Consider the following 12327-nt stretch of genomic DNA (forward strand, 5'->3'; position numbering starts at 1 on the left):
GCAACGCCGAGTGGCGCCGTTTTCACCCCATTCCCTCCGGGTTGCGATCAAAAAGGCCTTGCGCGGCGTTGCAAAGCCTTGACGGGGTTCACCCCGCCTGCGTTTTGCGCCTTGCTCAAGGCCTTTTTGACTCGCAACGCATCTTGCAAACACAGTGTTGACAGGTCCTAGGCGTAGTCAGTCACGGGCACGCAACTGCAAAACAGGTTGCGGTCGCCGTAGACGTTGTCGACGCGGCCCACCGGCGGCCAGTATTTGACCTGCTTGAGCGAGGCCAACGGGAAGGCGCCGATTTCGCGGGAGTAGGGGCGGTCCCAGTCGGCGCCCATCAGGCTGGCTGCGGTGTGCGGCGCATGCTTGAGCGGGTTGTTGTCTTGCGGCCATTGCCCGGCTTCGATTTTGCGGATTTCTTCGCGGATGGCGATCATGGCGTTAATGAAACGGTCCAGCTCGGCCAGGGTTTCGCTTTCGGTCGGCTCGACCATCAGGGTGCCGGGCACAGGGAAGCTCAATGTGGGCGCGTGAAAGCCGTAGTCCATCAGGCGTTTGGCTACGTCTTCGGCGGTAACACCGCTGGTCTCTTTCAGCGGGCGCAGATCCAGGATGCATTCATGCGCGACATGGCCGTTTTCGCTGGCGTACAGCGTGGGGTAGTGGTCCTTGAGGCGCGAGCTGATGTAGTTGGCACTCAGGATGGCGACTTCGGTCGCTTGCGTCAGACCTTCCGGGCCCATCATGCGGCAATACATCCAGCTGATGGGCAGCACCGCGGCATTGCCCAGCGGTGCAGCCGAGACAGCGCCGACGCCGTTGACGGGAATCCCCGCAGTGGCATGGCCGGGCAGGTAAGGCACCAGGTCAGCCACCACGCACACCGGGCCAACGCCTGGGCCGCCGCCGCCGTGCGGGATGCAGAAGGTTTTGTGCAGGTTCAGGTGGCTCACGTCGCCGCCGAACTCGCCTGGCGCGGCCACGCCCACCAGTGCGTTCATGTTGGCGCCGTCCACGTAAACGCGTCCGCCATGGCTGTGCACCATGGCGCAGAGCTCTTTCACCTGGGTTTCGAACACGCCATGCGTGCTGGGGTAGGTAATCATCACGCAGGCGAGGTTGGCGCTGTGCTGTTCACACTTGACCTTGAGGTCGGCCATGTCGACATTGCCCTGCGCGTCGCAGGCGGTCACGACGACGGTCATGCCCACCATCTGTGCACTGGCCGGGTTGGTGCCGTGGGCGGAAGAAGGAATCAGGCAGATGTTGCGGTGGCCCTGGCCCTTGGCTTCATGAAAGGCCTTGATGACCAGCAGGCCGGCATATTCGCCTTGCGAGCCGGCGTTGGGCTGCAGGCTGATGCCCGCATAGCCGGTGGCCTGGCACAGCCAGTCGCGCAACTGCTTGTCAAGTTCGGCATAGCCCTGCAGTTGTTCGGCAGGTGCGAACGGGTGGATGTTGGCGAACTCCGGCCAGGTGACGGGAATCATCTCGCTGGTGGCGTTGAGCTTCATGGTGCAGCTGCCCAGCGGGATCATGCTGCGATCCAGTGCGAGATCCTTGTCGCTGAGCATGCGGATGTAGCGCAGCATGCCGGTTTCGGAATGGTGTGTGTTGAACACCGGGTGCGACAGGAAGGCGCTGGTGCGGCGCAGGTCGGAAGGGATCAGCGACTCGATGCCTTTTTCAAACGCGCTGACCACGGGTATGGTCTGGCCGGGCCTGGCAAAGAAGGACCACAGCAGTTCGATGTCCTTGCGGCTGGTGGTTTCGTCCAGCGACACGCCCAGGTGGTTATTCAAGCGAAAACGCAGGTTAGCCCCCGCAGAACGTGCGCGGTCAGCTATCAAATTGGTAGCGTCACCGGTTTTCACCGTCACGGAGTCAAAGGCGCCCGTGTTGGTGATGTCATAGCCCAGTTCTTGCAGGCCGCGCACAAAGATGGCCGTGTAGGCGGCCACGCGCTCGGCGATGCGCTTGAGGCCTTGCGGGCCGTGGTAGACCGCGTACATGCTGGCGATCACCGCCGGCAGCACCTGCGCAGTGCAGATGTTGGAGGTGGCTTTCTCGCGGCGGATGTGYTGCTCGCGTGTTTGCAGTGCGAGGCGGTAGGTCGGGTTGCCGTGGCTGTCGACTGTGACGCCGACCAGGCGGCCGGGCAGCGAGCGCTTGAATTCATCGCGGCAGGCGAGGTAAGCCGCGTGCGGCCCGCCGTTGCCCATGGGCATGCCGAAGCGCTGGGTGTTGCCGAGCACAATGTCGGCATCCCATTCACCGGGCGGGGCCAGCAGCGTGAGCGCCAGCAGATCGGCAGCGACGCACAGGGCCGCGCCGTCGACATGCGCCTGGCCGGCCAGCGGGCGCAGGTCATGGATGCTGCCTGTGGTGGCGGGGTATTGCGCCAGCACGCCGAAGTAATTGCCTTCGGCCATCAGCTGCGGCACCGTGACGGCGGCCGTGCTGACCTTGATTTCGATGCCCAGCGGTTTGGCGCGGGTTTGAATCACTTCAATCGTCTGCGGATGGCAGTCGCCCGCCACGATGAAGACATTGCTTTTGCTTTTTACACTGCGCTTGGCCAGCGTCATGGCTTCGGCGGCGGCGGTGGCTTCGTCGAGCATGGAGGCGTTGGCGATCGGCATGCCGGTCAGGTCGCAGACCATGGTCTGGAAGTTGATCAGCGCTTCCATGCGGCCCTGCGAGATCTCGGCCTGGTAAGGCGTGTAAGCCGTGTACCAGGCGGGGTTCTCGAGGATGTTGCGCAGGATCACGCCTGGCGTGTAGGTGCCGTAGTAGCCCTGGCCGATGAAATTCTTGAACACCTGGTTCTTGGCCGCGATGGCCTTGAGCTGCTTGAGCGCGGCAGCCTCTGTGACAGGCGCGGGGATCGCCATGGCCGTGCTGCGCGCAATCGAGCGCGGAACGATGCCTTCCACCAGCGCGCGGCGCGAAGCCGAGCCCACGATGCTGAGCATGTGTACTTCGTCGGCGTCATCGATGCCGATGTGGCGGGCGATGAATTCGGCGGGGTTTTCAAGGTCGCCCAGGGGCTTGGCGGTTTGCATCAACATGTCGGGTCCCGTGTCAGGCTTGGCAGCCAGGAGTCAGAAAAAAGAATCGGTCAGAAAATCAGGCAGCGAAAGCGGTGTAGCGGGTTTCGTCCATCAGCGCGTCAAGCTGCGTTGGGTCGGACAGCTTGACTTTGAAAAACCAGCCGGCGCCCATCGGGTCGCTGTTAGCGAGAGACGGGTCGTCTCTTAGGGCTTCGTTGAKTTCGGTGACTTCGCCACTCAAGGGCATATACACGTCGGCCGCGGCCTTGACGGATTCGACAACACCGGCGGTTTCTTTCTGGGCGAAGGTGGTGCCGACAGCCGGCAGGTCCACAAACACCACATCGCCCAGCGCATCCTGCGCATGCACGGTGATGCCGACGGTGGCGACGTTGCCTTCAATCTTGACCCATTCGTGGTCTTCGGTGTATTTGACGGTCATGAGGTTCTCCAGGGGTTGAGTGGGGTGAATAAAACGGGGAGCTTGATCTGGTGCTTAACCGCGGTAGTAGCGGGCGGGAACGAAAGGCATGGCGACCACTTCCATGGGCACCGGCTTGCCGCGCACGATGGCGTTCACGCGTGTGCCTAGCGCAGCGAACTCAGGTTTGATGTAACCCATGGCGACGGGCTGGTTGATGGTGGGGCCCAACAAACCGCTGGTGACTTCGCCGATAGCCATGCCGTCGGTGCTTTGCAGTTCGGTGTGGTCGCGTACAGGAACGCGCTCCAGCGCCACCAGGCCGATACGCTTGCGGGTGAGTAGGGCGGGGTCTGCCAGTTGGGCCAGGATTTTGTCCGCACCCGGAAAGCCGCCGGCACGTGCGCCACCCGTGCGGCGGATCTTTTGCATGGCCCAGTTGAGGTTGGCCTCCACCGGCGTGGTGGTGGTGTCAATGTCGTTGCCATAGAGGCACAGGCCCGCTTCCAGCCGCAGCGAATTGCGCGCGCCCAGGCCGATGGGTTTGACTTCAGGTTGCGCGAGCAGCGCGCGTGCGAGTGCGTCAGCTTGCGAAGCAGGCACCGAGACTTCAAAGCCATCTTCACCGGTGTAGCCGCTGCGGGTGATGAAGCAGTCGCAGCCGGCCACGGTGAAGCGCCCGCCGGTCATGAACACCAGCTTTTCGACGCCTGGCGCCAGTCGCTGCAAGGCCGTGACGGCCTGCGGGCCCTGCAGTGCCATCAGAGCCATCTCGGGCATGGGGATGACTTCGCAGCGCGAACCGATTTTGGCCTGGATGTGCGCGATGTCGCCCGCCTTGCACGCACCGTTGACGATGACAAACAGGTCGCCGCCGTTCGCATAGTCACGGTTGAAGAACATCAGGTCGTCGATGATGCCGCCGTCGTCGTTCAACAGCAGGCCGTAGCGCTGCTTGCCGGCGGGCAGGTCGATCACATCAACGGGTATCAGGGATTCCAGCGCGACTGCGGCATCAGCACCCACCAGGCGTAGCTGGCCCATGTGGGACACGTCAAAAAGGCCGGCAGCCTGGCGTGTGTGGTGGTGTTCCGCCATCAGGCCCGCGGGGTACTGCACTGGCATCGAATAGCCCGCGAAAGGCACCATGCGCGCGCCAAGCTCCACATGCAGGTCATGCAGGGGCGTTTTCAACAAGGTTTCGGGGGCGGCGGAAGAGGTGGACGAATCGGACAAGGCATTCTCCAGGGGGCAAAMACGGTCATGGCAAGAACTTGTTCTCAATCCATGGGCTGCCCCTGCTGTCCACTTTACCTGAGAGATTCACCCGGCGATGCAGGCTTGCTCCTTCGGTGGGCTGCCCGTGAAAGGCGGCCTCTCTCCAGTAGGGAACGCCTTGCCGCGTGGTGCGCCGCAGGGCGGTTGCCAGTCCTTTTGCCTGAGCGTTCAGTGCTACTCAAGGGGGGTGCCCCCCRGGTGCTCGTGCGCCTTCGGCGGTTTTCGCGAGGAAAACTCTCTCCTGACACCGCTGAGTGTAACGGAAGCCGCTGTCGGCTCGATCAGGCGGCCTGGTGCTGCGGCAGCAGCATGGCGATGCGCTCGCTGATGGAGTCGGCGCGCTCGTGGCCCGCGATTTTTTCGATTTCCTCGATCATTTCGCGCGAGGCGCTGAGCATGGTCTCGCGGTCTTTGGCATTGCGCAGCGCTTCGCGAAAGCGCTCGGCCATCTCCGGGTTGCGCCGGGCGAACATGCGTTCGCAGATGTCGAACAGGAACATCCGGGTTGTGGCAAGCGAGCGCTTGCCTTCAAATTGATCGGCAGAGACCTGAATGGCCTGGGTGGTTTCGGGGCTGGGAAAGTTCTGTAACTGCGCCGGCGTGAGTGTTTGGGCGGGTGCAGGCGCAGGGTTTTTTGCCGGCGCGGACGTCTTGCCGGGATGGGCTTCCAGAAAGCCGTCGCGCAAAAGGCGCAGGGCAATGGCTTCGCCGTCGCCCTCAAACAGCGGGCGGAAGTCCTGGGCCGACTTGCTGCCGTCGGCCATCAGCAGCAGGGTGCGCTCGCGCTGGCCTAGCGTTCTCACGCCGGGCTTGAGCTCGGCACGGGCACGGTCGGTTTTGTGAAGCTGCATGGATTTCATCCTGAAATGAAACCCCGAGCATGGCTGCTGAAAATGACAGCCTCGTGAATCCTGTCCGAAAAGCTATTTTGCGTAGACGAGATCCCGCAGAGCCAGCGACAGCTGCGGGACGTAAGTGATCACCATCAGGCAAGCCAGTATCACCAATACAAACGGGAGCAGGTGGGTCACGATGCGGTCCAGCGATATCCTGGCGACGGTGCAGGCTGCAAACAGGTTCACGCCGAATGGCGGCGTGATCATGCCCAGCGCAAGGTTGACCACCATCACCAGCCCGAAGTGCACCGGGTCAATGCCGAAATGCACTGCCACTGGCGCCAGGATGGGCGCCAGCACGATGATGGCTGCGCTGGTTTCAATGAACATGCCGATGATGAATAGCGCCGCGTTGACGCCCAACAGGAAGAGGGCGGGCGACTGCAGCACGGCTTCCAGCCAGTGGCCTATGGCGTCCGGCACGCCGGCCCGGGTGATCAGGAAGGCGAACAACCCGGCATTGGCGATGATGAACATGATCACGGCACTGGAGAGCACCGATTTGCGCAGGATGACGTACAGGTCGGCCAGCTTGATCTCGCGGTAGATCACGATGCCCACGACCAGCGCATAAAACACCGCCACGGCAGAGGCTTCGGTCGGCGTGAAAATTCCGCCATAAATCCCGCCCAGAATAATCACCGGCATCAGCAATGCCCAGCCCGCCTGCCAGGTCGCCTTACCAAAGCTCAGGCGGCCGTCACCGTCCTGTTTGCCCCAGCCCTTCCAGCGGCAGTACAGGTGCACGAACAGCATCAATGCGCCGCCGATTAAAAGCCCCGGGCCGAAGCCGGCAATGAAGAGTTCGCCGATCGAGACCTCGGCGCTCACGCCATAAAGAATCATGGGGATGGACGGCGGAATAATCACGCCCAGTTCTGCGCTGGTGGCCTGCAGGGCCGCAGCGTAAGCGGTAGGGTAGCCGTGCTTGATGAGTGCCGGTATCAGGATGGCGCCTATGGCGAAAGTGGTGGCCACAGAGGAGCCGGACACTGCCGCAAAAATCATGCAAGTCAGCACGCAGGTCATGGGCAGACCGCCTTGCACGCCTCCCACAATGCTTTTGGCGAATTCGACCAGCCGGCGCGAGATGCCGCCGGTTTCCATCAGGTTGCCGGCCAGGATGAAGAAGGGAATGGCGGCCAGCGGAAACTTGTTGATCGAGGAGAACATCTCCTTGACTGAAATCAGCATGTTGGCGTTGGACGCCTGGATACCGAAGATGGACGCCAGGCCGATGGAAACGGCCACGGAAACGGTGAGTGCAAAGCACAGCACCATGGTCGAGATCATTACCGCGGTCATTCTTGGCCCCCACGGTCACTCACTTTGAGCCTGCGGCCGTTCCCTGCCCCTTGCACGGGGAAAGGGTCCGCCGGCCTGCGGCCCGGCAAAGCCGGTTCCGCGGCCCCTGCTTGAACGGGGTGAAATCCATCTTGGGTTTTCATTGTGCTGTCTCCAGTTCATTGCGCTGCGTGTCAATCAGGTTGCCGATGATGCCGATCACGCAGAACATGCCGCCGATCGGCATGGCCACATAACCCCAGAACATGGAAATGGATTCAAGGCCGGCCATGGACTGCACACGCCCGCGAAGGGAATAGTCCCAGCCCCACCAGACGATGACTGCGACGAGGGCCAGAGCGGCGATGCAGACCAGCCAGTCCAGCACCCGCTGGATGCGGGGTGGGCTCCAGCGGTAGAGCACATCCACGCTGACCATGGCGCCCTGGCGGAAAGCCATGGGAATTCCCATAAAGACCATCCAGATCAGGCTGAGGCGGATCAGAATTTCACTCCACTCTGCAGGCTGCTCGAAGACAAAACGCGTCAGGATCTGGAACACACCGAGCCCCGATGCGATGACCAGCATCACGCAGGCCACCAGCATGGAGAAGCCGGTGGTCCACCGTTCAAGTTGGAGAAAAGCTTGTTTCATGGATGCGCCGATACATGAGGAGAATTGAGAATTGCAATGAAAACGCCCGCAGACCAATGGCGGCGGGCGTAAGCAGCTACAAAAAAAGTAGCAAAATAGTTGCGGTACGGTTTACTTGTAGTTCCTGATCGCGTCGATGTTGGCTTTGCCGAACTGCTTTTCAAATTCAGCGTTGACCGGCGCCAGCGTTGCCACGAACTTCGCCTTGTCGACGTTTTCGATCACGGTCATGCCTTTGCTGCGCAGCTCGGCTACACCGTTGGCATCGTCCTGGTCCACGCGGGCCCGGTTCGCCTTGGTCGCTTCCTTGGCGGCATCAACGAAGGCTGTCTTGTCGGCAGCGCTGAGCTTGTCGAAGGCCGCTTTGTTCATCAAGAAAATGCAAGGTGAGTAAACGTGGCCGGTCAGTGAAAGGTGCTTTTGCACCTGGTCGAACTTGGCGGACATGATCACAGACAGGGGATTTTCCTGGCCGTCGACCGTGCCTTGCTGCAGCGCCGTGAATACTTCGGGAAAAGCCATGGGCGTGGTGATGATGCCCAGGCCTTTGTACGCAGCGATATGCACCGGATTTTCCATGGTGCGCATCTTCAGTCCCTTCAGGTCCTCCGGAACTTTCACGTCCCGCTTGCTGTTGGTCATGTGCCGAAAACCGTTTTCGGCCCAGGCCAGCGCCTTGAAGCCCTTGGCATCGAATTTGGTCAGGAGATTCTGGCCGATAGGGCCGTCCAGCACGGCGCGCGCGTGCGCCTTGTCCCGGAACAGGAAGGGAACGTCGAGGATCTTGGTCTCGGGGACAAAATTGGGTACGGGGCCGGTGGAGGAGAAGGCCAGCTCCTGGGTGCCCAGCTGCACGGCCTCGATGGATTCGCGTTCGCCGCCCAGGGCCCCGTTGTAGAAGGTCTGGACTTTGTAGCGGCCTGCTGTGCGTTTCTCGACTTCTTTGGCAAAAGTGTCGATGGCAATGCCCTGATGCGAATTCTGGGCCGTGGAAATGCTGATTTTCATGGTGGTCTGTGCATTTGCAGACGCCATGAATCCCGCTGCGAGCGTCATACCGATAATCAGTTTTGAAAGCTTCATGTTGTTTGTCTCCGTTGAGTGATCGGGCCGGGAATTTTGTGGACGACTGGGGCCGGTTCTGCATCAGGATTTTCCGACCATAAGCACACGCATTATTGCCGCGATGCATCTGCGGTCGTGCGCGGGTTTTCGCTTAAGTACGCCGCGATGATGCTTTCAAAATCACTGTCAGGCAGCAGGCCCAGCGACCGCGCGCGTGCTGCGTCGATATCGGCGGGCCAGTTGCCCACGATTCTTGCGATGACAGGGTCGTACACCCAGTCGATCAGTCCCGCCGCATCTTTGCCGGCCACCCGGGCCAACGCCTGCGCCATTTCACCGACCGTTGTCTTGAGGGCCGGCAGGTTGACGGCTGTGCGGGCGCCCCATTCGGTGTCGGTAGCCTCTGAAGCACGAATCAATCCCTCCACCGTACGTCCGGGCGACGCAAGAGCCACGGCCGTTTCGGGAGGAACAGGGCACTGTGCCCTCGTTCCCGCAAGGGGTTCCCGAATAATGCCGCTGAGAAAGCTCGATGCCGCACCGTTGGGTTTTCCGGGCCGCACGCTCACCGTCATCAGACGCACATTGCGCCCGCGTATGAAGCCCTTGCGCGCGTAATCAGCCACCAGTTGTTCACCGATAAATTTCTGGATGCCGTAGCTGTTCTGCGGTGTGGGCAGCGTTCTGTCATCGATGACCGCCGGGAGTGGTTGCTCGGGTGAATTGCCAAACACTGCAAGCGAACTGGCGAATACGACGGTGGGCGATGTATTCAGGGCACGGCACGCCTGCAGCAGCGCACGCGTAGCATCGACATTGCTGCGCATGCCAAGGTCGAAATCCGCTTCGCATTCACCGCTGACTGCCGCCGCCAGATGGAATATCAGCGTGTCTTTTTCTGTCACCACGAGTGCTTGCGGATGACCGTCTTCCAGCAGCCGGCTCAGATCGCCGGTGATGGTTCGAATGCGGTTGTCCGCGGCCAGCGCGGCCGGCGGCGCCACCCTGTCAACCAGTGTCACTGTCCGGATGGTTTGCGGTGCGCTGCCCGCAAGAGCCAATTGCCCCGCGTCCAGAAGTTGCCGGGCCAGCCTGGCCCCGAGAAATCCGGCGCCGCCGGTGATGACGATATTCATGGGTATGTTGTCTCTATCTTTTTGTTGGTTACTCGCCGGCATGCCCGCGCCGGTCCGATTGCCTGCGGTACGTGAGGCAGTTTAGTTCGAAAGAGGAGTCGTTCCATGCAGCCGCCAGATGGTGCTGATTTGGAAGATGCTCGGAGAAAAGTATCGTGCAACTCCGGCGGCACGGCTTCTGCTCCGACGTTCGAGCCGTTCAGGATTCGCCGCGGCGGCAGAGTCACTGATTGGGGCGCCAGGACGCCGCCAGTGATGAGCGGCTTGGCGCCCGAATGAAATGGGCCGCTGGCTCGAGCCCCGATCCTTCAGGCTGCTACCACGGGCTTCGGATTGGTTTTCGGCTTGCCCGGCACAGTTCCCAGCAGCCACAGATTCAGGCCTGCGTGCCGGCTGATAAGCAGCGCGGATACGACGGGGCCAGCAATCCCGGCGGCGAGTCCCAGCGTCATCAGGACATAGGTGTCCGTGATACCCAATTTCCTGAAGGCGATACGGCTCGCTGCCGTAAAAAAAACATGCAGCAGGTAAATCGCAAATGAGAAGGATCCAATGTAGGCCAGGGGCGCGAAACTCCAGCCACTCCGCAAAAGAAGAAAGGCGCTTGAGACGCCGAGCGCCAGTGCGGCCACAGAACTTCCCTGCTCGGAAAATTGCGGAAAAAGCATGGCCCCGGTAGCGGCGCAAATAAATACGGCCGCCGCCACAAGCCGGGCCGTTGGCGTCCCGATGTCAAATCGTTTGCAGGCAAGCCCGGCCAGGAAAAAAGGCAGAAGGTAAACAGCGCCGCGGGCGGCGAAATAGTTGGGTGGGCTGAAGTAGTCAAACAGCACCGCGCTGAGCGCCCAAGCCACTGCAAATCCGGTCGCAGTAGAAAGTGCGTTGAGGTGTTCCAGCAGCAGAACAACCAGGAAGACAATAAAAAGCGCTTCAAGAAACCAGAAGTGCCCCACGGGCTCAATGTGCAACAGCCACCACTGGTTGACCGATGAGTTGGCGCCTGGCGTGAAGGCCTGCACGACGGCAAAAATAGTTCCCACCGTAATCAGGGGGAGCAGCAGCCGCCGGACCTTGCCTTTAATGAATTCAGCAGCATTGCCTTCAGAGGGGCGAAATGCAGACACATAGCCTGAGATGAAAGAGAAGAGCGGCATGCGGATATAGGCCAGCCCTTCATTGAACATCTGCAACCAGTGCCCCTCCGGAACCTTCAGGCCCACTGAGGGCGTATCCCCTACCACATGAAACAGAACCAGCAAGATGCAGGCGATGCCCCTTACCGTATCCACTTCCATGCTGCGCTTCATTTTCTTACCGGTCATCAGCCTTGCGTTCCTCTTCTTGTTTCTTTGCTGTTTTGCTCGCTGCAACTGCGTGCACAAATTATGTGCGCAGCGTAGTCAATAGCAGCCACGGCCGTGCGCCAAAAGAAAGCAAACTGTTGCAAGCCGTATCGTTTTGCGAAGCAACTGCCATCAAGCGCACAGCTGTTACGTAGTTGCAACCAATACGCGCGGGGTCTGACATCTCAATTGCATGCCTGCCACCCTACACTGAGTCGTCTTGTTCCTACATCAACTGTGCCGTCTTTGGTATTGCGACTTATACCAAGCTAGACGATTCTCAGTGGGTCCCTTCTGCCACGCCTGCACACGCAGGCAGGGGGCAGAACAAAACACAGGAAGTGATATCAAGGCATGAAATCTCACGCTCCGCTTTTCAGCGAAGATCCTGCGCACTATACGGCGCTGATAACGCAGGCTACGGCCATCACCCGGCACGCCGACCTGCTCGAATGGTTGCGCGGTGACGTCCAGTATTCCCTTCCACATGACATCCTGATGGTGGGCTGGGGCGACTTTCAGGAAGGTGCTATCCAGCACGACATTCTTTCTGAATTGCCTGGCGTACGTTCTTATGCAGCCGGTACAGACGGCGTGCCCTTTTTGCTTGGCCGGCTTCATGACCACTGGGTGGCGGCCGGCGGGCAGCCCTGCCTCCTCAATTTCAGCCAGTTCGAATATTTGCTGGGCAATGCGAGYTTGCCGGGCTCCTTCACCCGTACCCTGGCGGGTATGCGCTCGGTGCTCGTTCACGCGATGCATGACGAAAGGGCGCACCAGGACTGTCTGTATGCGTTTTTCCGTGCAGATGAGATTCCCAGGGAGTCTGGGCTGAAGGCCATGAGGATGCTGATGCCTGCCATTGATAACGCGCTGCGGCAGATGGCRCTGTTGCCACAGCAGCACCCGCAAGCCGCCGTTACGGTACGCAACGGAGCCGACGACGCGTCCGGCCTGAGCGAACGTGAAACGCAAATCATGGCCTGGGTCGCCATGGGCAAAACCAATGCCGAGATCGGAACCATCCTCAACATCAGTGGCTATACGGTGAAGAATCACATGCAGCGCATATTCCAGAAGCTCAACGTATTTAACCGGGCCCAGGCTGTCTCCAGGATTACGCGGGTGAGCTTGCATGGATGATGTCAATCCGCTCAATTCAGCCTCGGCATGGCTTAACCGGCGCGAACCCCGCTCCATGGGGT

General features: G+C 60.7%; 10 protein-coding genes and 2 riboswitches. Of the genes, 1 reads left to right on the top strand and 9 read right to left on the bottom strand.

The features are described 5' to 3' along the window. Nucleotides 1-167: 167 nt before the first annotated feature. From gcvP to AC1D1X_RS05825, 9 genes are all read right to left on the bottom strand, one after another. Nucleotides 168-3062: an aminomethyl-transferring glycine dehydrogenase gene (gene gcvP, locus AC1D1X_RS05785; protein WP_477667881.1), complete on the bottom strand. Its 2895-nt coding sequence runs from the start codon at nt 3060-3062 to the stop codon at nt 168-170. Between the two features lie 58 nt (nt 3063-3120). After that, on the bottom strand, nt 3121-3486 hold the full coding sequence (gcvH, locus tag AC1D1X_RS05790) for a glycine cleavage system protein GcvH (protein ID WP_477697958.1): 366 nt from the start codon (nt 3484-3486) through the stop codon (nt 3121-3123). 54 nt (nt 3487-3540) lie between these two features. Then, nucleotides 3541-4701, bottom strand: a complete 1161-nt coding sequence (gene gcvT, locus AC1D1X_RS05795) for a glycine cleavage system aminomethyltransferase GcvT (RefSeq protein ID WP_477667880.1) — start codon at nt 4699-4701, stop codon at nt 3541-3543. Nucleotides 4702-4756: 55 nt separating this feature from the next. Then, a riboswitch (glycine riboswitch) is annotated at nt 4757-4860 on the bottom strand. A 21-nt stretch (nt 4861-4881) separates the two neighbouring features. Continuing rightward, nucleotides 4882-4997: riboswitch (glycine riboswitch) on the bottom strand. A 27-nt stretch (nt 4998-5024) separates the two neighbouring features. Further along, nucleotides 5025-5594 carry a hypothetical protein gene (locus AC1D1X_RS05800; protein ID WP_477665657.1) on the bottom strand — a complete coding sequence of 190 codons (570 nt, stop codon included), beginning with the start codon at nt 5592-5594 and terminating at the stop codon, nt 5025-5027. 72 nt (nt 5595-5666) lie between these two features. Next, a complete protein-coding gene (locus AC1D1X_RS05805; protein WP_477667879.1) occupies nt 5667-6944 on the bottom strand; it encodes a TRAP transporter large permease in 1278 nt (425 codons plus the stop codon). A 139-nt stretch (nt 6945-7083) separates the two neighbouring features. Then, nucleotides 7084-7578, bottom strand: coding sequence for a TRAP transporter small permease (locus tag AC1D1X_RS05810; protein ID WP_477667878.1), 495 nt, complete (start codon nt 7576-7578; stop codon nt 7084-7086). Nucleotides 7579-7689: 111 nt separating this feature from the next. Then, entirely contained in the window at nt 7690-8661 is a 972-nt protein-coding gene (locus AC1D1X_RS05815) for a TRAP transporter substrate-binding protein (RefSeq protein ID WP_477667877.1), read from the bottom strand. A gap of 92 nt (nt 8662-8753) precedes the next feature. After that, nucleotides 8754-9779, bottom strand: a complete 1026-nt coding sequence (gene denD / locus AC1D1X_RS05820) for a D-erythronate dehydrogenase (protein WP_477667876.1) — start codon at nt 9777-9779, stop codon at nt 8754-8756. Between the two features lie 308 nt (nt 9780-10087). Beyond that, entirely contained in the window at nt 10088-11101 is a 1014-nt protein-coding gene (locus AC1D1X_RS05825; protein WP_477697959.1) for an acyltransferase family protein, read from the bottom strand. 375 nt (nt 11102-11476) lie between these two features. On the opposite strand from AC1D1X_RS05825, the gene epsA reads away from it, so the two are divergent. Then, nucleotides 11477-12265 (top strand): XrtB/PEP-CTERM-associated transcriptional regulator EpsA, encoded by a 789-nt coding sequence (gene epsA, locus AC1D1X_RS05830; protein WP_477667874.1) that lies wholly within the window; start codon nt 11477-11479, stop codon nt 12263-12265. The last annotated feature ends 62 nt before the right edge of the window (nt 12266-12327 follow it).

The sequence above is a fragment of the Polaromonas sp. P1_G4 genome (assembly GCF_056405475.1).

Coding starts and splice junctions, on each gene's coding strand:
- AC1D1X_RS05805 (WP_477667879.1), bottom strand. CDS start 6,944: ATGACCGCGGTAATGATCTCGACCATGGTGCTGTGCTTTGCACTCACC.
- AC1D1X_RS05810 (WP_477667878.1), bottom strand. CDS start 7,578: ATGAAACAAGCTTTTCTCCAACTTGAACGGTGGACCACCGGCTTCTCC.
- AC1D1X_RS05815 (WP_477667877.1), bottom strand. CDS start 8,661: ATGAAGCTTTCAAAACTGATTATCGGTATGACGCTCGCAGCGGGATTC.
- AC1D1X_RS05825 (WP_477697959.1), bottom strand. CDS start 11,101: ATGACCGGTAAGAAAATGAAGCGCAGCATGGAAGTGGATACGGTAAGG.
- denD (WP_477667876.1), bottom strand. CDS start 9,779: ATGAATATCGTCATCACCGGCGGCGCCGGATTTCTCGGGGCCAGGCTG.
- AC1D1X_RS05800 (WP_477665657.1), bottom strand. CDS start 5,594: ATGCAGCTTCACAAAACCGACCGTGCCCGTGCCGAGCTCAAGCCCGGC.